The 23,342-nt window shown below is 36.2% G+C and carries 21 protein-coding genes and 1 pseudogene; 7 read left to right on the top strand and 15 right to left on the bottom strand.

Going from position 1 to position 23,342, the window contains the following annotated elements:
- Positions 1-257: 257 nt before the first annotated feature.
- The 7 genes from hpf to ACXY7N_RS27165 all read right to left on the bottom strand — a co-directional run bounded on the left by hpf (position 258) and on the right by ACXY7N_RS27165 (position 6,521).
- On the bottom strand, positions 258-800 hold the full coding sequence (gene hpf, locus ACXY7N_RS27195; RefSeq protein WP_000671186.1) for a ribosome hibernation-promoting factor, HPF/YfiA family: 543 nt from the start codon (positions 798-800) through the stop codon (positions 258-260).
- 322 nt (positions 801-1,122) lie between these two features.
- Complete coding sequence (cspC, locus tag ACXY7N_RS27190) at positions 1,123-1,320, bottom strand: cold shock protein CspC (RefSeq protein WP_001990088.1); 198 nt, start codon at positions 1,318-1,320, stop codon at positions 1,123-1,125.
- Between the two features lie 126 nt (positions 1,321-1,446).
- Positions 1,447-2,151 (bottom strand): ComFC family protein, encoded by a 705-nt coding sequence (locus tag ACXY7N_RS27185; RefSeq protein WP_082181535.1) that lies wholly within the window; start codon positions 2,149-2,151, stop codon positions 1,447-1,449.
- The gene (gene comFA, locus ACXY7N_RS27180) at positions 2,151-3,500 is read right to left on the bottom strand and encodes an ATP-dependent helicase ComFA (RefSeq protein WP_088084580.1); all 1,350 of its coding nucleotides are present in this window, start codon (positions 3,498-3,500) and stop codon (positions 2,151-2,153) included. The genes ACXY7N_RS27185 and comFA overlap by 1 nt, the downstream gene beginning before the upstream one ends.
- Before the next feature lie 127 nt (positions 3,501-3,627).
- Positions 3,628-5,046 carry a C40 family peptidase gene (locus ACXY7N_RS27175; protein ID WP_033659985.1) on the bottom strand — a complete coding sequence of 473 codons (1,419 nt, stop codon included), beginning with the start codon at positions 5,044-5,046 and terminating at the stop codon, positions 3,628-3,630.
- Between the two features lie 144 nt (positions 5,047-5,190).
- On the bottom strand, positions 5,191-5,505 hold the full coding sequence (locus ACXY7N_RS27170; protein ID WP_016085569.1) for a winged helix-turn-helix transcriptional regulator: 315 nt from the start codon (positions 5,503-5,505) through the stop codon (positions 5,191-5,193).
- A gap of 173 nt (positions 5,506-5,678) precedes the next feature.
- A complete protein-coding gene (locus tag ACXY7N_RS27165) occupies positions 5,679-6,521 on the bottom strand; it encodes a DegV family protein (RefSeq protein WP_488592806.1) in 843 nt (280 codons plus the stop codon).
- Between the two features lie 239 nt (positions 6,522-6,760).
- Between ACXY7N_RS27165 and ACXY7N_RS27160 the strand changes: the two genes are divergently transcribed.
- Positions 6,761-7,396 carry a YigZ family protein gene (locus tag ACXY7N_RS27160; protein WP_016085567.1) on the top strand — a complete coding sequence of 212 codons (636 nt, stop codon included), beginning with the start codon at positions 6,761-6,763 and terminating at the stop codon, positions 7,394-7,396.
- A 74-nt stretch (positions 7,397-7,470) separates the two neighbouring features.
- Entirely contained in the window at positions 7,471-8,610 is a 1,140-nt protein-coding gene (locus tag ACXY7N_RS27155) for an LCP family protein (RefSeq protein ID WP_488592805.1), read from the top strand.
- 38 nt (positions 8,611-8,648) lie between these two features.
- Here the strand turns inward: ACXY7N_RS27155 and wecB are convergent, their stop codons facing one another.
- Positions 8,649-9,764 carry a non-hydrolyzing UDP-N-acetylglucosamine 2-epimerase gene (gene wecB, locus ACXY7N_RS27150; RefSeq protein ID WP_016085565.1) on the bottom strand — a complete coding sequence of 372 codons (1,116 nt, stop codon included), beginning with the start codon at positions 9,762-9,764 and terminating at the stop codon, positions 8,649-8,651.
- Between the two features lie 74 nt (positions 9,765-9,838).
- Complete coding sequence (locus tag ACXY7N_RS27145; RefSeq protein WP_488592804.1) at positions 9,839-11,209, bottom strand: UDP-glucose dehydrogenase family protein; 1,371 nt, start codon at positions 11,207-11,209, stop codon at positions 9,839-9,841.
- A 589-nt stretch (positions 11,210-11,798) separates the two neighbouring features.
- On the opposite strand from ACXY7N_RS27145, the gene tagO reads away from it, so the two are divergent.
- The 3 genes from tagO (at position 11,799) to ACXY7N_RS27130 (ending at position 16,590) form a co-directional block, all read left to right on the top strand.
- Entirely contained in the window at positions 11,799-12,872 is a 1,074-nt protein-coding gene (gene tagO / locus ACXY7N_RS27140; RefSeq protein ID WP_000378314.1) for a UDP-N-acetylglucosamine--undecaprenyl-phosphate N-acetylglucosaminephosphotransferase TagO, read from the top strand.
- Positions 12,873-13,072: 200 nt separating this feature from the next.
- Complete coding sequence (locus tag ACXY7N_RS27135; protein WP_488592803.1) at positions 13,073-13,810, top strand: polysaccharide deacetylase family protein; 738 nt, start codon at positions 13,073-13,075, stop codon at positions 13,808-13,810.
- A 104-nt stretch (positions 13,811-13,914) separates the two neighbouring features.
- Positions 13,915-16,590 carry a sigma-54-dependent transcriptional regulator gene (locus ACXY7N_RS27130; RefSeq protein WP_098986011.1) on the top strand — a complete coding sequence of 892 codons (2,676 nt, stop codon included), beginning with the start codon at positions 13,915-13,917 and terminating at the stop codon, positions 16,588-16,590.
- A gap of 141 nt (positions 16,591-16,731) precedes the next feature.
- Here the strand turns inward: ACXY7N_RS27130 and exsM are convergent, their stop codons facing one another.
- A complete protein-coding gene (exsM, locus tag ACXY7N_RS27125) occupies positions 16,732-17,145 on the bottom strand; it encodes an exosporium regulatory protein ExsM (RefSeq protein ID WP_088084581.1) in 414 nt (137 codons plus the stop codon).
- A 189-nt stretch (positions 17,146-17,334) separates the two neighbouring features.
- Between exsM and ACXY7N_RS27120 the strand changes: the two genes are divergently transcribed.
- Positions 17,335-18,516 (top strand): chromate transporter, encoded by a 1,182-nt coding sequence (locus ACXY7N_RS27120; RefSeq protein WP_016136033.1) that lies wholly within the window; start codon positions 17,335-17,337, stop codon positions 18,514-18,516.
- Between the two features lie 35 nt (positions 18,517-18,551).
- Here the strand turns inward: ACXY7N_RS27120 and chbG are convergent, their stop codons facing one another.
- The 5 genes from chbG to ACXY7N_RS27095 form a co-directional block, all read right to left on the bottom strand.
- Complete coding sequence (gene chbG / locus ACXY7N_RS27115) at positions 18,552-19,259, bottom strand: chitin disaccharide deacetylase (RefSeq protein WP_098986010.1); 708 nt, start codon at positions 19,257-19,259, stop codon at positions 18,552-18,554.
- A 49-nt stretch (positions 19,260-19,308) separates the two neighbouring features.
- A complete protein-coding gene (celF, locus tag ACXY7N_RS27110; protein ID WP_000145754.1) occupies positions 19,309-20,634 on the bottom strand; it encodes a 6-phospho-beta-glucosidase in 1,326 nt (441 codons plus the stop codon).
- 3 nt (positions 20,635-20,637) lie between these two features.
- Positions 20,638-20,961 carry a PTS lactose/cellobiose transporter subunit IIA gene (locus ACXY7N_RS27105; RefSeq protein WP_000989055.1) on the bottom strand — a complete coding sequence of 108 codons (324 nt, stop codon included), beginning with the start codon at positions 20,959-20,961 and terminating at the stop codon, positions 20,638-20,640.
- A 183-nt stretch (positions 20,962-21,144) separates the two neighbouring features.
- Positions 21,145-22,452, bottom strand: coding sequence for a PTS cellobiose transporter subunit IIC (celB, locus tag ACXY7N_RS27100; protein ID WP_098986009.1), 1,308 nt, complete (start codon positions 22,450-22,452; stop codon positions 21,145-21,147).
- 16 nt (positions 22,453-22,468) lie between these two features.
- Positions 22,469-22,771, bottom strand: coding sequence for a PTS sugar transporter subunit IIB (locus ACXY7N_RS27095; protein ID WP_001023569.1), 303 nt, complete (start codon positions 22,769-22,771; stop codon positions 22,469-22,471).
- A gap of 399 nt (positions 22,772-23,170) precedes the next feature.
- Between ACXY7N_RS27095 and ACXY7N_RS27090 the strand changes: the two are divergent.
- Positions 23,171-23,342, top strand: a pseudogene (locus ACXY7N_RS27090) (polyamine aminopropyltransferase); the annotation flags it as partial.

Below are 23,342 nucleotides of genomic sequence, written 5' to 3'. Positions count from 1 at the left end.
TTTATTAAAATAAAACTTCTGATTGTTTTTTCTTTTTCTCTATTTCAATCAGTCGTTATAAAAATCAAATGTATGTTATGCCAATTTTTCTCCTAATTAAAAAAACTAAAATGTATATACCTAATGATAATTGTAACACTTGTCTTATAACTATGACAACAATCGGCAAGATGTCTCGTTCTAAATTAAGAAAATTTTTTAAAAAAATCTATTTCCAGCAAAAAAAGCGCAGCCATTTCGGCTGCGCTTCTGAATTATTATTTAGTTTCGATTAAACCATATTTCCCATCTTTACGGCCATATACAACATTAGTTTCATTTGTATCAGCATTTGTGAAGACGAAGAAATTATGTCCTAGCATATCCATTTGTAGGATCGCTTCTTCAACGTCCATCGGTTTTAAATCGAATCGTTTTGTACGTACAAGTTCTAGTTCATCCTCTTCTACCTCATCCAGAACAGCTACTGCTTCTGGAAGGATAAAGTTCGTTTTCATAGAACCTTTCTCACGTAACTTACGATTTACCTTTGTTTTATGTTTACGAATTTGTCGCTCAATTTTATCAACTACTAAATCGATAGCAGCGTACATATCGCTATTAGTTTCTTCTGCACGAAGTAATAAATCAGTAAATGGGATTGTTACCTCGACACGTTGCTTGTCAGAGTATACTTTTAAATTAACTTTAATCTCTGGGAATGTATCAAAATAACGCTCTAACTTACTTAGTTTTTTCTCTACATATTCCTTTAATGCTGGAGTTACTTCAATATTTTCACCACGAATGTTGAATTTCATAGATGAATTCCTCCTTTCAAGCCTATGTACTATAATTTCGACACTGGCTTAAAAACTCCTTCTAACTTTTTTAAAAAAATTAGTGGAATTGCGATTTTTTTATCGTTTTTTGTTGAAATGAAAAGATGCATCGTTTCTATCTTTATTTTATCCTATTCACATCGTGAATAACGAATATAACTGTGGACAATTCGTTACAGAAAAGAAACAACTTTTTGACAACTTGATTCATAACAAAAACCCCTTGCAAAAAACAAGAGGTTCTACTACATATATATAACGTTGCCACAAACGCAGCTTTCTCTTCCCAAAAACAATATCCCTACAGTTTTACAACATTAGCTGCTTGTGGTCCACGTGCTCCATCTACAATGTCAAACTCAACTTGTTGCCCTTCTTCTAATGACTTATATCCATCTTGTTGAATAGCAGAAAAATGAACAAACACATCATCACCATCTTCACGCTCAATAAACCCAAATCCCTTTTCTGCATTGAACCATTTCACTCTTCCTTGCATATTCATTCCATTCCCTTCACTCTAAAAATCAGGGCATTCGCCCCATAATTTGACTATAACGAATGACAACTTACGAAGTCAAAGAAGACTTATCGTCTTTTTATTATCCCTTTCGACAGTTATAGATCAACTTCTACAGAGCGTCAAACTAGAAACTTCCCTTGCTCCTCTATCGTATAAAAGACTTCCAATTTGTCTAACTGTAATTCCTGTCGTATATACATCATCAACAAGTAAGATGTGTTGACCATGAAACATCTCTTCTCCCTGAAAATAAAAAGGATTACTTCCCGAAATCCTTTCTTTACGTGTCTTCTTACTTTGCTTTTCTGTTTCCCTTCTCCATAATGATGGATAAGAAATTTTGACAGGTAAACAAGCTGCTAATAACTCTGCCTGATTAAAACCACGTTCATATTCCCGTTCCCTACTAAGTGGAACAGCAATAACACTTGAAACACTCGCAAAATGCTTTTGAAATAGCTCCCGAAAGGATCGATGAAAAATATGAACTAACTCCGCATCCCCCCGAAACTTAAACTGTGCTAATATTTCTTTCATCTCACCATCGTATACGTGCAAAGAACGATTTTTAAAAGGACGATACTTCTCCTCATTTATCCACCTTACGCAATCCACACAAATATCATTTTCTTTATATTCGGAAGGCAAGTCCTCTAAAGGTCGCCCACACTCCATGCAAATTTCTCCTATAATATAGGAAAGTTTCCGCTCACACCTATCACATATATATTTTTTATGAGGCTTTACAAAGAAGGTACACCAACTAACTGTTCCCAAAATATATTCATCACAAAGTAGACAATGCATTAATCGATCAATCCTTGTTCTTTCGCATTTTTGTTCATACTTTGAATATGTTTTTTCGCTCGTACCATCGCCTCTGTCTTACCGTAATGAAAATAAATAACCTCACCATAAGGTTCTTCAAAACTACGACCTGCTCGGCCTGCAATTTGTACGAGCGCACTTTCCGAAAATATTTCTTCTTCCGCGCCTAACACCGCCACTTGTAAGTTCTTCACAGTTACTCCTCTCTCTAAAATTGTCGTTGTAACTAATAACGGAATTTCTCCCTTTCTGAAAGATGCCACTTTTTCTTTTCTCATTGGATCTTCTGCATGTACACCATCCACTCTATGATCCAATGATTTCAATAACAAGCTCATTTCTTCTATATATCGTACATGGGGAACAAATAAAAAAATGGGATACTTTTTGTTTAAGTACATGTTTAACCATTGTAGTAAAACTCGAGGAATTCTTTTATGATGGAGGCCTTTCTTCCAATTTCCGCACCAGCAAAATAGAGGGACTGGCAACGGATGACGATGGTATCGTCCAGAGACAATGATACCTTTTTGTTTCCCACTTCTGAAATTACGCTTCCACTTTTCATCGGGAGTTGCTGTTAAATAAATACGCGCTGCTTTCTCTTTCATCGCTTGTTGTACTGCATACTGTAACATTTGATCTGCATGATACGGGAAAGCATCTATCTCATCTACAATCATGACATGAAACGCTTGATAGTAACGTAACAATTGATGCGTAGTTGCAACGACTAACGCTGCATCTTTGTCTCGGTCTACACTTCCTCCGTATAAGGCTGCTACATGTATATTTGGAAACACCTCTTGTAATCTCGGTGCTAGTTCCAGCACAACGTCTGTTCTTGGTGTTGCGATACAAACTCTTTCTCCCTTTCGCAATGCCTCTTCCATACCGTAAAATAACATTTCTGTTTTTCCAGCCCCGCACACAGCCCAAATAAAAAACGATTCTTTTTTCTTAACAGCCTCTATCACTCCTTGTGCAGCCAGCTCCTGACCAGTAGACAGAGCCCCTTTCCACTGTAACGGATTTAACTCCTTTTCTCCTTTTCTTTCATTAATCCCGCGAACGAGTACAACACATTCACTAACTCTCCCCATCGTTATACACTTCCGGCAATACGTACATACTTTACTGCACCTTTTACATAAAAATGATGCAAATAGTCGCTGCTCTATATTTCCGCAGCGCTGACACACATATTTAGAAGCCTTCTTTTTAACACCTTGTACACATACGACCTCTTTCTTCTTTTTCAAATCATGTAATGTATCCCGCACGTCTGAAGAGAGTTCTTCTAATAGCAACTGTTTTCCAGCAAGCATCAGCAACCACCTCCAGCACTACTATAAACTTTTCTTATAATCTCGTAAAAACTCAAAAAAGCCGATAACCCACTTATAAAATAGTAAGCTATCGACTTTATACACGTTTTTTTATTAAATTATAATCCTATAATCTTCCGTAACCTAAGAAATGTTTTTGGTTATAAGAGCTATTTACGCTACCGTAAGTAACACCTGTTGATTCATCAGCAGCATGAATCATTTGACCGCCACCAATATAAATACCAACGTGAGATACGCCTGCTCTGTAAGTACCTTGTAAGAAGATAAGATCTCCTGGTTTTGCTTCAGATGGGCTAATCTTTTGTACAGAGTTCCATAAACCTCTAGTATCTTGACGACCTAAACCGTAAACATAAGAGATTAAACCACTGCAATCAAATCCACCATTCGAAATTGATGCACTACCCCATACATATTTCAGACCTACTAAACCTTTAGCTTTTGAGACAACATCTTGTCTTCCGCCACCATTATCAGCTGGTACTTCTGGAGCTGGTGTTTCTTTTTTCTCTTCTTTTTTCTTAGGCTCTTCTTTTTTAGCTTGTCCATCATTGTTTGCTGGAGCTGCTGTTTGAGCCTGTGTTTGTGCTGGTTGAGCTGGAGCCTGCGCTGGTTGGGCTGCTTGCTCTGCCTGCTTTTGAGCAGCAACTTCTTGTGCAGCTTTTTCTTGCGCTTCTTTTTCAGCAATTTGTTGTAATTTTAATGCCTGTTGTTCAAGCTCTTTTAATTGGCTTTCCGTACTTGTCATCGTATTTACAACTGTATCCATTTTTCCGCTTAAATCATTTACTGCAGTTTCTTTTTTCGCTTTTTCAGTGTCAAGTTCTTTCTTAGCAGTTTCAATTTGAGCCTGTGCTTCTTTTAATTCTTTTTGCTTTGTTTTTACCGTTTCAACATCTTTTTTCACGTTCGTTTGATCTTCTTGTTGAGTTTTCATGATATCTTCGTCAGACGCAAGAATTTTAGAAACAGAATTTAAACGATCAACTAAATCTGCAATGTTTTTAGAGTTTACAAGAACTTCTGTTACAACGTTCGTATTTGGTTGTTCTTGAAGTGCAACTAAACGTTTTCTTAATAACTCTTCACGCTTTGCAATTTTCGTTTGTAATTCTGCAATATCTTTATTTTTTGTTTCAATTAATTGCTGAGTATCCGCAACTTTTTTCGTTGTTTCATCAAGTTTCGAAGCATTCTCTTGAACAGACTTATCCAAACCTTGAATTGTTTTGTTTAAGTCATTCATTTGTTTTTGTAATTCATCACGTTCTTGTTGTTGTTTATGTAAAGTGTCATTTTGTGTATTAATTTGTGATTTCACGTCAGAAATTTTATCTTCTGCAAATACATTTGGTGTTAGTCCTGAAAACATTAACCCTGCAACTAATGCGCAAGATGCCATTTTTAGCTTTTTCATTTTATTTTTTACACCGCTTTCTTTTTTCTTTTTCCGTATATAACCTATAAAATTTATACCATAATTCGGGATTTTTTTTGCTAATGTTACGCTTTTGTAAAACAAATGTAATATTATATGTAACTATATCGCAAAATATGCGTATTTTTGTATGTATGTGTAGAATTTTAAAGGCTTTTTATAAGCAAAAAAAACGTAAGGTTTCCCTCACGTTTTGTTAAATATGCTAATACGAATGAAATCAAAACGTTATTTCATCCATTTCTCAGCCCAATTTTGGACTTCATCCATAACACTTTCTAATGCTTTCCCTTTGTCAGTTAAGCCGTACTCGATTCGAACTGGTACTTCTGGATAAACACTACGAACTACAATGCCTTCGCTTTCCAATTCCTTTAAACGCTCTGACAACATACGATCGCTCATATTGGGTATGATATCTGCAATTTCTCTAAAACGTTTTGACTCTTCAAGCAAAGATTTAATAATTAAGCCAGTCCATTTTTTACTAAGCAAAGTAAAAGCTGACTCAAACTTTGGACATAAACAAGAATTATGCTCCATATGTTTCACCTCTCTTCCATTATAATATAGTCTCTTGTAAAAAGTAAGTTATAAAACTTTCCTCATTATTTTATTTTACGTACATTTTACCATTTCCAAATATTAACTTGTCAACTACACGTAAAATATCCGTAAAAAAACCCTCTTCCAAAAGAGAGCTTTTTATATCTTTATTACTTCGTATACCATCCAAGACCTAGTGCACCTTCACCTAAATGCGTTCCAATTACAGCACCAAAATAACCTGTGCGGATTGTAACATGAGGATATTTTGCTTCCAATTCTTTCTTCCATGCATTCGCTTCTTCTTCACGTTGTGCATGAATGATAACAGCTTCCATAGGTACACCTTTACTTGCTTGCTCATCAAAAATTTCGATGATACGTTTTAACGCTTTTTTACGCGTACGAATCTTTTCAAACGGAATAATGACTTTATCTCTAAAATATAAAACCGGCTTTACTTGTAACAGACTACCGATGAAAGCTTGCGCACTATTTAATCGTCCTCCACGTTGTAAATGGTGTAAATCATCTACTACAAAATACGCATCCATCGTTTTCTTCATTTCATCAAAACGGGCGATAATCTCTTTTGGATCCTTTCCTTCGCTTGCTAGCTGTGCACCTTCACGCACATAGAATCCTTGTACTTCACAACTAATTTCAGAGTCGTACGTATATACATCAATACCCTCTACCATCTGTCCAGCTGCCGTTGCTGTTTGATATGTACCACTAATTCCACTTGAAAGATGAATACTAATAACTGCATCATAATCCTTAGATAATTCTTCATATAGCTCAACAAACTTTCCAATTGCTGGCTGAGAAGTTTTCGGAAGTTCTTCTTGCTCACGTACTTTTACATAAAAATCATCTGCTGAAATTTCAGCTTCTTCTTGATAAGATTCCGTTCCAAACACAACGTTTAATGGAATCATATATATATTGAGTTCATCACGAATATGCTTCGGTATATATGCTGTACTATCAGTAACAATAGCTATTTTCATTTGCGTACCTGCCTTATAAAAAAGTTTTTATTTCCTAATTTTACACGAAAACTAAAAATGGTGCATCCATACATGAAAATGCCAATTTGAAATTATACTCACCATATCGACAAATTACAACAAAAAGACGAAATACTCACCAAAATATTTAGCGCAATTATAAAAAATGTTTGAATATAAAAACGCTCGCTTTTAAAATGTAAAGTACTAGTCATTTTGATAGATAGGGGCGTATAAGAGTGTTATTACAATATTTAACAATCAAAGACTACGGTGAAAACGAAATTGTCATTCAAAAATCAAGATTTATCTGTTATGTTAGCAGAGCTACAACAGAAGAAGAAGCTCAAGAATTTATACAAAAAATAAAAAAACAAAACTGGAATGCCACACATAATTGTTCTGCATATTTGATTGGTGAACAAGATCAAATCCAAAAAGCAAATGATGATGGTGAGCCTAGCGGTACAGCTGGTGTACCTATGCTTGAGGTATTAAAAAAGCGAGGTCTAAAAGATACCGTCGTCGTTGTTACACGCTATTTTGGTGGTATCAAACTTGGCGCAGGTGGATTAATTCGCGCATATGGAAAATGTACAAGTGAGGGCATTAATCATGTTGGTGTTGTTCAGCGGCAACTAATGCGTGTTATGCAGACCGAAATTGATTACACATTACTTGGCAAAATTGAAAATGAATTACGTAATTCAAAATATGCCATTAAAGATATACATTATCTAGAAAATGTCACATTTGATACGTATGTAGAAGAAGACGGAAAACAAGCATTCACAGATTGGATGATTGAATTAACAAATGGGAAATGTACAATTACAGAAGGAGATATGTTGTACTTAGAACAAGATGTTATCTAAGAATAACTACATCATCACCTTTAAAGATTAATGTAGTGAATCACTTCCCTACAAATGAACTAAGGAGATTATATATGGAAGAACGTTATTATCATCTCCAAAATAGCAGAATAAAAAAGAAACGAAGAAGAAAGTTTTTCTACTTCCTTATTTTCTTATTTTTATTTGGCAGTGTAGGATTTTATATATTAAATTCCTACTCTTCTCTCATGGGGATGTATAGTGGTTTTACTCGTGAAAAATCGGATTTGAGAACCGAAGATGTAGAAATTACAAAGGAGCCTTTTACACTCCTTATTATGGGTATAGAAGATTATGCAACAGACGGTCAAAATGGTCGTACAGATTCATTAATGTTTGCGACAGTCAATCCGAAAACGAAAAAGATTTCGCTTATGAGTATCCCTCGTGATAGTCGCGTTCCAATTGTCGGAAAGAATAAAGAGGACAAAATTAACGCTGCGCATGCTTACGGCGGAGAAGAAATGGCAATCAAAACTGTCGAAGGTTTTCTAAAAGTGCCTGTAGACCATTATCTTAAAATTGATTTCCAAGGCTTTAAAGGTATTGTTGATGCTGTTGGCGGTGTTACTGTTGATGTCCCATTCGATTTTTGGGAGCGTTCAGACGTGGATTACTACAAAAAAATCGAATTTAAGCAAGGACAACAAGAATTAAATGGTGAAGAAGCCCTTGCTTACGTTCGTATGCGAAAACAGGATCCAAATGGCGATTATGGTCGAGCTGCTAGGCAAAGGCAATTACTAGCCGCTGTTGCTCAAAAACTAAATTCCACCTCTACCGTATTTAAAATTAAAGATTTAACAACAGTCGTTGGAAAATATATAAAAACTGACATCCCTATTTCAGACGGACTTGCTCTTTACAATAAACTTTCTGGGTTTGATCCTTCTACAATGCAAACTTTCAAACTTGAAGGAGAAGACAAAAAAATAGGTGGTATTTATTACTTCCTTCCAGATCCAATCGGCGTAGAGACAGTACGTAACGAAATAAAAAAAGAATTAGGAGAAACAGCAAACACTCAAGAAAATCCAACAACAAAAACCGAATCAAATCCTTCTTCAAATTCTAACTCTAACGAAAAAGCGAAGAAAGAAACGAATCAGAACCAAAATCAGAACAAAACACCAACTGCCCCCCCTCCTTCTACGAATGCTCATGCAGAGTGGATTATGAGAAATCAGCAATAAAAAAAGAGCCAAATCGTATATGATTTGGCTCTTTTTATTTACTTGTTAAAGTGTTGTAAAATTGCTTCTACAATACGCTCTGATGCAAGGCCATCACCGTAGGGGTTAGATGCTTTTGACATCTTATCATGAGCTTCTTTGTTTGATAACAATTCATCAGCAAGACCAAAGATTGTCTCTTCGTCTGTTCCTGCTAATTTCAATGTACCTGCTTCAATACCTTCTGGTCGCTCTGTTGTATCACGAAGAACAAGAACCGGTACACCAAGTGACGGCGCTTCCTCTTGTACACCACCAGAATCAGTTAACATTAAGTATGAACGAGCAGCCACATTGTGGAAATCAATTACATCTAGCGGCTCAATTAAATGAATGCGGCCATGATCACCTAAAATATCATTCGCTGTTTCACGAACAACAGGGTTCATATGAACAGGATACACAACTTGCACGTCTTCATGCTTATCAACAAGACGTTTAATTGCACGGAACATATTACGCATTGGCTCTCCTAAGTTTTCACGACGGTGAGCTGTCATAAGTACAAGACGATCATTTCCAAGCTTCTCTAGTACAGGATGACTATATGTTTCTTTTACAGTCGTTTTTAGTGCGTCGATCGCTGTATTTCCTGTGATGAAAATGCGTGACTCATCTTTATTTTCTTTCTGTAAGTTCGTTGCTGATTTTGCTGTAGGTGAGAAATGAAGATCTGCCATTACGCCTGTTAATTGGCGATTCATTTCTTCTGGGTATGGAGAATATTTATCCCATGTACGAAGTCCTGCCTCAACATGACCTACTGGAATTTGATTATAGAAAGCAGCTAAACTTGCAATAAATGTTGTCGTTGTATCACCATGTACAAGTACAATATCTGGCTTTGCTTCTTTCATTACTTTATCCAAACCTTCTAAACCACGCGTTGTAATATCAATTAAAGTTTGGCGATCTTTCATAATATTCAAATCGAAATCTGGCGTAATTCCAAAGATACTTAATACTTGGTCTAACATTTGACGATGTTGCGCTGTTACAGTCACAATCGATTCAATTTTGTCTGAATGCTTTTGCAACTCTAATACAAGAGGTGCCATTTTAATTGCTTCTGGACGTGTCCCGAAAATTGTCATTACTTTTAAACGTTCAGTCATTTCATTGCCTCTTTTCTTTCACTAGTTACAATTTCTATTATGACATATAAGAATATACATGAATATATGCCTTTTTAACGAATAACGGAAAAGTCCCTCTTACAAATACTTTCTCTTCCAACAGAATAATAATCTATCCCTCGCTTCTTGACATCCTCATTAGTATAACAATTTCTACCATCGAATAAAATAGGTTCTCTCATAAGTTGTGCGTACTTCTCTAACGGATAAGCTCGGATAGCCTCCCATTCTGTCATGATAAAAGCCGCACTCGCTCCTCTAATCGATTCATCTATACATTCGCTATATTGTATAGTCTCCCCAAAGATATTTTTCATATTTTGAATCGCCTTCGGGTCATATAGAACTACATCCGCACCTATATGAATTAATTCTTGTATCATAATAAGGGACGGTGCGTCTCTTACATCATCAGTATTCGGTTTAAACGCTGCTCCCAGCACCGCAATCCGCTTCTTGTTCATATTTATTACTTTCTTCGCTTTCTCAATCAATAACAACTGTTGTTTATTATTCACTTCAATGACTGCCTTTAACAAACGAAAATCATGCGCCACATTCCCTGCAATTTGCACAAGGGCTTTCGTATCTTTCGGAAAACACGATCCCCCGTAACCAATGCCCGCATTTAAAAAAGACGCACCAATTCTCTTATCCATTCCCATCCCTTGTGCAACGTCTAATACATTGGCTCCTACCTTCTCACATATATTTGAAATTTCATTGATAAAACTAATTTTTGTCGCTAAAAAAGCATTCGATGCATATTTAATCATCTCTGCACTTTTTATATCTGTAACATATGTTTTTAAGCGTAATTCACTATACAAATCCTCTACTTTTCGTGCCGCTTCCTCATGATCCGCTCCAATTACAATACGATCTCCTCGAAAAAAATCGAAAATACCTGAACCCTCCCGTAAAAATTCGGGATTCGATACAATATGTAATTCATGTCTCCCCTGTAACTTCTCCTCAATCCATCCTCTAATAGCACCATTCGTCCCTACAGGAACAGTACTTTTTGTAACAACAATAATGTCGTTAGTCGCATATGTTCCAATATCAACACATGCACTTTGAATATATGTTAAATCCGCTGTCCCATCTAATAAAGAAGGTGTTCCAACTGCAATAAATATAAACTCCGCATCGTTAAATGCTTCTTCTTTACTTGTTGTAAAAGTTAAACGATTATTCTCACATACATCATTTATTAATTCATATAAGCCCGCTTCATAAATGGGCAGATCCCCTCGCCTTATCCGTTCAATTTTCTCATCATTTATATCAAAACATGTAACCGAATGTCCTAATATCGCCAACCCTACTCCTGTAATCAACCCAACGTATCCGGTACCTATTATCGTAATTTTCATTTCCTTTTCGCACAGGAATATACAATAGAAAATATACGAATACATAGAATTCTCCCTGTGCTTCCCCCTCTCACATTAAAAATGAGAAAACTCCTTTACTTCTTTATTATATGAATTACTTTTTTCATTCTTTTTTAAGTTTTTGTAAAATTAAATGCACGAATATAAAGTGTAACGCTATTCAGTGAGGGCATCCATTCCCCACTGATTATTAGTTAAACCAATCGGGATTTTACAGGAATTAAGATCCCCATCTAACTTCTTTTTTCCAACTGAATTTTGAGGTGCGAACCTTACTGCCCGTTCATGCAGGATAAATTCCCACATTTTAACACGGAACTTACTCATTTCTACGTGTAACACTTATAATATTGAAATAAAAGTATTCACTATCAAAGAAAAAGAGAAAATGTCATATTCCAAAGCCCAATACGATGAACCTTCTCAAATGATTCAACATTCTGTATACAATTGTCATATATTCTATCTGCTTCCATTTACCGTAAAAACAAAAAAAGATTGAATTCTAATCTTTTTGTGATACCATATGTTATGAGCCTGTAAATAAACATCATAATTTTCAGATAAATATATTTAAAAAAATTACGTTAGACTATAAAAGGGTGGGGTATTAATGGACTCACAAGTGATTTATGCCATTTTGGCATCTTTCATCACTGTACTCGTCGTTACTCCTTTAGTTATTAAGTTAGCTTTTAAAATAGGAGCAACAGATAAGCCAAACGCTCGTAAAGTGCACCAAAAGATTATGCCTCGTCTTGGCGGGTTAGCGATATTTATTGGTGTAGCTGTAGGATTTGTTGTCGGCGGATTATATGAACAAAGAATGTTATCGATAACGCTAGGTGCAATTATCATTGTAATCATCGGTATTTTAGATGATATGTACGAGTTATCTGCGAAGGTAAAATTCGGTGGACAACTATTAGTTGCCATGATGATTGTAAAAAGTGGATTATTAGTGCAAGTATTATATATTCCAATCCTCGGGGATACTGAACTTGGATGGCTTGCTTACCCAATTACAGTATTTTGGATTGTAGGTATTACAAATGCAATCAACTTAATTGATGGCTTAGATGGATTATCTGCTGGTATTTCATCTATCGTACTTGCAACGCTAGCATATATGGCCTTCACTAGCCCATGGGGCACTGGAGCCGCTATTATCTTACCACTAGCATTAATTACATTAGCAAGTACAATTGGATTTTTATTCTACAACTTCCATCCAGCAAAAATTTTCATGGGAGATACAGGCGCACTATTTTTAGGATACTGTATTTCTGTTATATCGTTACTTGGATTATACAAAAGTGTAACGTTATTCAGCTTTATCGTTCCAGTTATCATTTTAGGCGTACCTGTATTTGATACGACATTTGCAATTATCCGTCGTATCGTAAATAAAAAACCTATTTCAGCACCAGATAAATCGCATTTACATCACCGTTTACTTGCAATGGGCTTTTCTCATCGAAAAACGGTACTAATTATATACGCATTCGGTATTTTCTTTAGTGTAAATGCAATCATTTTCTCTAGTGCGACATTATGGTTATCCATTATTCTTCTTTTCGTTTTAATCTTCTTTACAGAAATTATTGCTGAAGTAATCGGGCTTGTACATGAACGTTACAAACCACTTATTTCCTTTTATAAAAAAGTGAAAAAACGCGAAGACTAATTGTAGTATAGCCTTTACAATTATGAAATATTCAAATAGCATCCTCTTTCTTATAAGAGGATGCTATTTTTTATTCATTACTTTACATTTCCAAAATATAGATTGTTTGAGAGTTCCTCTATTGGAGAAAGATATACATAATAAGAAAAAGAGTACATTTTCTTTTTTACATCTTGATTGTCAAACTGAGGGTGAATGTTATGATCAAGCGAGTATTGCAATACATTATTTTACTTTTAACGATTACTATGTACGCGTCATCTCATGCGGGAGCAACTACAATTATCCCTGCTGAACATCATCCAAATATCGAAACTACCTCTCCTACCCAAAAAATCGCGTACTTAACATTTGATGACGGACCAAACAAATATACTACGCAAATTTTAAACATCTTAAAAGAAAAGAACGGAAAAGCAACTTTCTTTGTTATTGGTGGAAAAGTACCACATTATAAAAAGACAATGCAACGATTAATTAAAGACGGACATTATATCGGACTTCACAGTATGTCACACGATGTAAAACGCCTTTACACTGGTGATCCATCCGCTTTAATTACAGAAATGGAACAAACACAAAACATTGTTCAGCAAGTTACAAAATTAAATACACATCTCGTTCGCGTCCCGTATGGTAGTATGCCTTACTTAAAAAAGAATTACCGTGATGCACTCGTATCAGCACAGTATAAAATGTGGGATTGGACAATCGATACATATGATTGGAAAAGCTATGACAATCCTTCTGCCATACTAGAAAGAGTACGTAATCAAAGCGATGAACAAGTCGAAGTGATTTTAATGCATGATTCAAGTGTAACCGTACAAATACTGCCAAACGTAATTGATTATTTGCAGTCACAAGGATACAAACTTCTTCCCTATAATCCATCTTCCCACCTCGAAGTGAACTTTTGGAAAGACACAAGATTGTAACAGCTTTAGTGCCTATTTGCTAAAGCTGTTTTATTTTTCTCTTCCCACCCTTCCCATTTTTGTGTAAAATTTTAAATAGTGATGAAGTTTCGAGGTGAATAGAAATGAAACGAATAGATCTCATTTTTAACGCAATACAAGAAGGAGTTTATACAGAAGGTGTAACTGCATCAGAACTTGCTACCCTGTTACAACTAGATCGCGCCAATGTAAGCAGCGACTTAAACAAACTTGTAAAGGATAAACGTTTATTAAAAACAAATACGCGTCCTGTTCGTTTTTATATAGAAACGAACGCTTCGTTGGAAACGCATTCAAAAGAAATAACTTCATTAGATACATTTGCAATTGAAAATACAAGCCTTAAAATCGCAATCGAAAAAGCGAAAGCTTCTATTCTCTATCCTCCAAACGGTATGCATACTTTACTGCTCGGAGAAACAGGAGTCGGAAAATCTATGTTCGCTTCTTTAATGCACGAATATGCAATTGAAGTTGAACAGCTTCCTAAAAATGCACCATTTATCGTCTTTAACTGTGCTGATTACGCAAATAATCCACAGCTACTACTGGGGCAATTATTTGGGATTAAAAAAGGAGCTTATACAGGAGCCAGTGATCAAAAAGGGTTAATTGAAAAAGCACATGAAGGAATCCTTTTCTTAGATGAAGTACATCGCCTTCCTCCAGAGGGACAAGAAATGCTTTTCACATTTATCGACCGCGGGGTATACCGCCGCCTTGGAGAAACAGAAAACGAGCGTAAAGCACAAGTGTTAATCATTACTGCAACAACAGAAGAGCCAAATTCATTTTTATTAAAAACATTTACAAGACGTATACCGATGACTGTCACACTTCCACCACTTCGTGAGCGTACACATAAAGAACGCTTTGCTTTACTACAACTATTTTTTACGAGTGAAGCAATACGCCTGCGAAAAGAAATTCACGTTAGTCCAAATGCAATGCGTGCTTTCGTCTTTTACAATTGTCCCAATAACATCGGTCAATTAAAAACGGATGTACAAATTGCCTGCGCGAAAGCCTACTCTGACTTTGTGACGAAGAAACGTGATTCTGTCTATGTTTCAAGTACAGATTTACCTTGGTATATGAAAGAAGGGCTATTCATTGAAAGAAAGAGCCGTCATCTATACCAAATACCAAATGAAACATTTATATTTACAGGTGATGAAGGTTGGAGTAATCATAAAACAGAAAATGAAAAACGGTCTTCTATTTACGATTATATTGATTATAAATATGAAGAACTTCAAGCTCGCGGTATTGAAGAGGAAGAATTAGAATTACTAATAGAAAATGATATTCAAAGCTTTTTCGTACAATATTTTAACCAAATGTCCCAAAAAACAAGTCATGAAAATGTTTTTAAAATTGTGGATCGTAATATCGTTTCCGTATGTGAAAAAATTGCGGAACTCGCTGAAAAACATTTATCTAAGACGTTTGATGAAAAAGTATTTCTCGCTTTAAGTTTACATGTACAGACAACTCTACAACGTTTGCAAGCTGGAAAACAAATTCATCACCCACAATTAAATCAAATTCGTACGAAATATAAAGACGCTTTTTCCGTAGCTATGCAATGCATTCAGCTACTAGAGGACGAATTACAAATAACAATGCCTATTGATGAAGCGGGCTTTTTAACAATGTTCTTCGTTGTTGATCCAATTCCTGCCTCACAAACAGAAGTAAAAGTATTAATATTAGCGCACGGCAACGGCATCGCAACAGAAATGGCAAACGTCGCAAACGAACTTCTCGGCATTGAGGAAGTAACCGGTATCGATATGCCGTTACATGAATCGCCGAAAGATTTCTTAGAACGTGTGAAAGTGTATATGAAAACACTCCAAAATGTAAACGGGCTTCTCTTACTCGTTGATATGGGATCACTCGCTTATATTGGCGATATATTAGAAACTGAGTTCAAAATTCCGGTACGTGTTCTTTCCATGACAAGCACTCCACACGCACTAGAAGCAGCTCGAAAAGCTCAGCTTGGCTACTCGCTAGATGCATTATATGAAACAGTGAAGAACTTAACACCGTTTTACTTAAACGTACAAGAAGAAAAGAAAAAGCCACTATCACCAATGAAATCTGTTATTTTAACAGCTTGTTTAACTGGTGAAGGCAGTGCTTTAGCTATCCAAAAAATGTTAGAGAACTATTTGCGATTTGATAAAGAATTAATTGAAATTATTCCGATTAGTATCGTCCATGAAAAAGATTTAACGAAAATGATTGAGAACATCAAAAAAGAGCGGAATATCATTTGTATCGTCACGAATTTCGATGTACAAGTTCCTTGCTTAACATATCATTTTCAAGATATCGTAAACTACACAGCGATTCAGCCAATTCAAGAATTAATTACGTATGAAGAAACATATGCAAAAATGGCTGATATTCTTGAACAACAAATGCAGCGTAACGACGGAGCATTACTTATTAAAACAATTCGTTACGCATTAAATACAATTCAAGAATTAATTTCCTTACAGCTAACTCCTGACAGCTTAATGGGTGTGATTCTGCATATGAGCTGTATGGTTGACCGTCTTCAAAAAGGAGAAAGCCTCCTCCCTCATCCAGATAAAGAGAAACGAAGACAAGATGAGTATTGGATGTATATGAAAGTGAAAAAAGCATTACAACCGATTGAAAATACATTTGAAATACAAATACCTGATGACGAAGTATTTTATGTCATGGACTTCTTTATTAAAAATCAACCTGTGAAAAATTAATCAAGGCAGTTTTTTAATATATCGGCGTAACTCGGATTATATCAGCGATTTTTCAAATATATCGATTTACCGACAATAATCGCTAAAATTTGCACCGTATAGCAAAAAAAGGCTGTTCCAAAATATGGACAGCCTTTTTTGCTACTTCTTTACTTTCCTAATCCGCCCTCTTATTTCGCCCTTCTTATTGGACTTCGTATAAACATTTACATATACATTCGCCTGAATGATTTCTTGAAGTAAGCTATCAAACGCTCTCCCTTGTAAAGGCCCTTCAAAATCCCCCACATTAACTACACCGGTCACGATCCCTTCATTTACACTAATACCTTGCTTTAGCGGACCAAACAAATTTAAAACAACTGGACCAATCTGATCCGCTTTCCCTAAATGAATTTGGCAGGATGTAACTTTTTCTATGTTTTTCAATATGACCCGATATTGCAATTTCTTTAAATCCTCACTAAATATAAACTCTGTTACACCATAAGCTTCTGTATTTACGGGAGGTATTTCCCTCTTACCTGTTAATCTCGCAAAGAAATGTGTTGTCATACGGGCATTCTCCTTATATAAATTTCCCAGCACTACTTCTACTACTTTATGGTTTATACATAATCATTTATGACTTTTTCAATTTTAAGTACAAAGAAAAGATTCACAAAATCTTTACATAAGAATCATTTCTTTTGCTTTACCACCTCTTGTATAATGCACATAGAAAAAATTCTCTAGGAGGTTACTTTGAAAAATAACAACTACTCTTTTCGATTATTAGTCGAGATTTTTCTCGTCTCATTTAAATTAGGGCTTACTTCATTTGGTGGTCCTGTCGCCCATCTCGGCTATTTCCACCACGAATACATACAAAAAAGAAAATGGATGGATGAACGAAGCTATGGAGATTTAGTAGCACTATGTCAATTCCTTCCTGGTCCTGCTAGCAGTCAAGTCGGTATGGGGATTGGATTATTAAGGGGCGGGGTATTAGGAGCTATTATTTCATGGATTGGATTCACCTTACCGTCTGTGCTTGTTTTAGTTTTCTTCGCCTCATTCCTTAATCAATTCGATCTTGGAAGTGCTGGCTGGATTCATGGACTAAAACTTGTAGCAGTCGCTATTGTCGCTCATGCAATATGGGGAATGGCGCAAAAATTAACGCCAGACCGAAATCGTGCGACGATTGCTATTATAACTGCTGCAATCGCCTTACTATGGCCAAATAGTTGGACACAAGTCATTCTCATTATAGTATCTGGCTTTATCGGCTGGTTTTTATATCGCAACCAACCAATTAGCCAATCTCAACATATAAAAGTACCTATTTCAAAAAAGATAGCAGTTTCTTGTCTCGTCTTATTCTTCGGACTATTACTACTGCTACCAATATTAAGACCGTTCTCTTATTACATCGCTTTATTTGATAGTTTCTATCGCTCTGGCGCACTTGTATTTGGAGGCGGACACGTCGTGCTGCCCCTTCTTGAAGGTGAGTTCGTACAAAACGGAATGATGACGAAAGAACAATTTCTAGCTGGATACGGATTAACACAAGCCGTACCAGGCCCACTATTTACATTCGCTTCTTATATAGGAGCTGTGTTAAACGGGACACTTGGGGCCATACTCGCAACAATTGCGATCTTTCTTCCTGCTTTCTTACTCGTTATTGGTGTTTTACCATTTTGGAACAGTGTGAGAAAAATATCTTACATACAAGGCGCACTACTTGGAGTCAATGCAGCCGTTGTCGGTATTTTACTAGCAGCTTTTTATGACCCTATTTGGACAAGCACAATTATGAACGCTGTAGATTTTGTTTTTGCATCTCTTCTATTTTGCCTGCTCGCTTTTTGGAAAACACCACCTTGGGTTATCGTTATACTTGGAGCCTTTGGCGGATATATTTTATCCATTTTGTAAATAAAAAACGACGGCATTCTATAGCCGTCGTTTTTCTATGAAAACTTCACAAGCTCTATTCCTTCAGGCAACTCACTCTCTGTTAAAATACGCAATTCCTTCACACGATCCATTACGTAAGAAGAACGCTTCACAAGCTCTGGATCAATATAAGCTGGATGAACCATAATTTCTACCGTTTGTTCACCTTGTACTCTTCCTTTTAACTTCACGAAGTAATCTTCCGTCACACCATCTGCGTAAAAATCACTGTAAAACACGTCAGAAAATGGGCGTACTGCTCGTTCTTCCTCACAACGACGAATTGGAACATTATATGTAGCAGCTAATCTCTCAAGAACATCGTGCAAAATTGGCAATCCATGTACGTGATGATGACTATCTAAATGGGTCGGTGTTAATCCGTAAGATAAGAATTTCTCAATTTGAGCAGTCCATTCTCTCTCAACTTCTTCGGGACTTAGCTTCCCTTCCCATACGACGCTTTGTTTATGAAACAATCCATCGCTACTTACAAGTGATGGAACATCTCCAAGAAGCGGTTTACCTGCCGTTAATACGAGATGTACGCCTACCCCTAACGTTTTATACTCTTTTGCTAAGCGTACCGCATGCTCTGTTCCCGGCATATTCATCATCATCGTCGTTGAATTTACAAGTCCATTTATATGCCCATCAATAATGCCGTAATTTGTACCTTCTGTAAGACCGAAATCATCTGCATTTACAATTAGTTTAATCATCGTAATACCTCCTAATAGAATAAAAAAAGCGGGCTAAATAGCGCCGCTTTTATTTCTCTACCTTTTTGAAGAACTGCGGAAGATATTCTTTATGCGCTTCCAACATTTCATCTAAAATTTGTTTTGCAACTTTATCTGATGGTACAAGTGGATTAATTGTCATAGCAAGCAGCGCTTTATGATAATCCCCTGTAACAGCAGCTTCAATTGTTGTGCGCTCGAATGATTTAATTTGTTGTACTAAACCGCGAACTGGTACTGGAAGATCTCCAACTGCAATTGGTTTTGGACCTTCTTTCGTAATAATACAGTTCACTTCAACAGCAGAATCATGTGGCAAGCTTGCAATTGTTCCGTTGTTTCGTGTATTAACAGGCTGGATATCACCTTTATTATTGTAAATAGACGTAATTAAACTACATGCTGCGTCACTATAATAAGCGCCGCCACGTTTTTCTAATTGTGGTGGTTTAATATCTAGATTCGGGTCTTTATATAACTCGAATAAATCATCTTCTAATTGTTTTACTACTTCTGCACGTGTACCTTTTTCAATTGAAGCTTCTTTCTCTTCTTCTAACATTTCACGTGTTTTATAGTAGTAACGATGGTATGGACAAGGGATTGCACGAAGGCCACGAATAAAGTCTGGCTCCCAGTTAAGCGCAGCGATATTTTCCATCGTAATTTGCTTTTCTGGATCTGTTACAAGCTCCAACACACGATCCATTACACTTACGCCATCTAAATATACATCTAGTCCGTATACCATATGATTTAAACCTGCGAAATCAACGTGAACACGACTTGCATCTACTTCAAGTAATCTTGCAAGACCCATGCGGATTCCGATTGGAACGTTACATAGACCAACTACTCTTTGAATATTTGTATAACGAAGAACAGCTTCTGTTACCATACCAGCTGGGTTCGCGAAGTTAATTAACCATGCATTCGGACAAAGCTCCTCCATATCCTTACAAATATCTAAAATAACAGGAATCGTTCTCAATGCTTTGAATAAACCACCAGGACCATTCGTTTCCTGACCGATTACATCATATTTTAACGGGATCGCTTCATCTTTTGCACGAGCTTCTAATAAACCTACGCGAAGCTGCGTCGTTACGAAATCAGCATCCTTTAATGCCTCGCGGCGATCAAGTGTTAAATGAACCTCGATTGGTAAACCTGATTTTTTCACCATACGTTTCGCTAAGTTACCAACGATTTCTAACTTTTCTTTTCCTGCCTCAATATCTACTAACCAAATTTCACGAACAGGCAGTTCATCATAACGCTTAATAAATCCTTCAATTAACTCTGGTGTATAACTAGATCCACCGCCGATTGTAGCAATTTTAATTCCAGTCATGCTTTATTCCCCTTTCGCTTCTAACTTTTTATAAAGGTCAATAAACTCTGCTGCTAATTCTTTTACTGTAATCGCATTCATTAAATGATCCTGTGCGTGAATTAAAAGAACACTAACCTCTGTTTTTTCTCCTCTTGCTTCTGATTGTATGAGCTCTGTTTGGAAATGATGCGCTTCATTAATCGCTTCTTTCGCCTTTACCATCGCTTCATCAGCCTCTGCCATTTTCCCCTGTTTGGCAAATTGAAGTGCCTCCATTGCAAAGCTTCGTGCATTACCACTATTTAAAATCAATTGGAATGGAATTTGTTCTGCTGTAGTCATCATAATTACCGCCCTCTCTATTATGGTTCAACCGATTTGAATACCCCTTCAGTTTGAACATTTCTATTAAATTATTATTTTATGAATGATAGTTTGGTGTTCTTGTAGATGGGTCTCATCTTTTTGAACATGATATAAAGGTGATTGTTCTCACAGATAATGTTATCTGTGAGAACAATTACTGTGTTACATAGGTACAGAGTTGTTATTTCCTTGCGCTGCTGCTTTTTCAGTACGAACAACAGAACGGTCGCATAATACTACGAATGGATAGTAGATTGCCATCGCAATTACAAAGTTGAATAACTGTAGAATTGCACCTGAAAGATGTCCACCTGTTACAAGATAACCACTAATAATTGGTGGTGTTGCCCATGGAATCATCACAACTGTTTTTGGTACCCAACCAATAGATATAGCTGTATAAGAAGTAATTACTAATACAATTGGTGTTAGGATAAACGGTAAGAATAAAATTGGATTTAAAATAATTGGTGTACCAAAGATTACTGGTTCGTTAATATTGAATGCACCTGGTCCAATTGATAAGCGAGATACACCGCGTAATTGTGCACTTTTTGCTACAAGTAATACGACCACTAAGAACGCTAATGTTGCACCAGAACCACCAAGATATACGAAAGTATCAAAGAATGGTTTTGTAACAATGTTTGGAACATCAAATGCAGATGTACCACCTTTGAATAAATTCATGTTTTTCTCTAATGCCGGTAAGTATAATGGCTCAATAATACCACCAACGATATTTGGACCATGTAAACCGAAGAACCAAAGAAGATGAACAAGGAGTACAATGACAATTGCACTTGGTAATGTCCCTGCTAAACTTTGCAGTGGTGATTGAATCGTATTAAAAATAAATTCATGAACACTTGTACCAGATAATTTCACTGCTAATTGAATACCTGCAACTACTGTTAAGATAACAAATGCTGGAACTATAGCTGCGAAAGATCTTAAAACTGCTGGTGGTACTCCATCAGGCATTTTAAAAGTAATGTTTCTTTGTACAAAGAAACGGAATACCTCAGTAACAAGGAGTGCCACGATAATTGCTACGAATAACCCTTGTGCACCTGTCCAAGCTAAGTTCAATCCGCCTTCTTTCGGTGTTGTTGGCGTAAGAATAATTAACGCACCAAATGAAATAATACCTGCTGACAAGCCATCAACGCCGTAAGATTTTGCTAAGTTATAACTTGTTGTAAATGCTATGATTAGTGCTAGAATTGCGAAAGAACCAGTCCACATTCCACCGCCAACTTGTTTCCACGTTTCACCAAACAAACCTTTCATGAAATCTTGGAAAGCGTCAGACGGAAAACCATTAATTAGTGATGCCAGTGCACCAACTAAAATAAGTGGCATAACTGCAATAAATCCATCACGGATCGCAGCTAAGTGACGTTGCGATCCGATTTTACCAGCGACAGGAACAATATATTTCTCCATGAATGCAATAAACTTTTGCATTTCGCTTCCCCCCTAATTATTTTTTAAGTGTTAATGCGTGATCTAAAACTGCTTCTCCATTCATCATGCCGTAGTGCATTGGATTGATAACGTCGATTCCAACGTTTCTCTCATCAGCAAGCGTTTTCATTGAAGAAAGCATGTAACGAACTTGCGGTCCTAGTAATAACACATCTGCTTGATCGATATTCGTTTTTACTGCATCCCCAGATACAGCCCAAATCTTTCCTTCTAGACCGCGAGCTTTTGCAGCCGCTTCCATTTTTGTAACTAGTAAACTTGTAGACATCCCTGCTGAGCAACATAATAAAATATTCATTTGAAAATCCCCCTTGTGTAGTATAAAAAGTTTATGTTTATTTATTTTTCTTTACGCTATTTATTAATGCAATTAGCGTGCCAACTTTTCAAAACCACTAAAATCAGCACTTTTTCGACTGTTTTCTTTGTGTGTTAACGCTTTCAATTAGTGTGTCACTCAAAAAACACACAGTGTGTTATAAAACAACACGCTTTTAACACATAACTGTATGAAAATAGATTAGTGTTTAGTTGTCTAGTTGTGTTTAAAACAAAAAACACTAAAAAGTTTTTTTCAGTGTGAAAACCTATTAAAAAATAACCCCCTCTTGAACACACTCTTCTATTTATTGTCCAAGCAAACTCTACTAAATTACATAGAATAGAATAAAATAACACAATTCGAAAGGGGATTCCTATGCCAAAACATAGAAAACAAAGCAAAATAAAGATTTATAGAATAACAAACTATAAAAAAAACAAGCTTTCTGAATTAGACTCTGACAAATTTGAATTAGAACAGCAGGAAATAGAAAATAAGCAGGACAAGCACGGTAAACAAGACAAACAGGACAAACAAGACAAACAAG

The organism is Bacillus sp. 5w2, from assembly GCF_054353775.1.
Note: the sequence above shows the minus strand (reverse complement) of the source record. Positions and strands in the feature narration are given on the sequence as shown.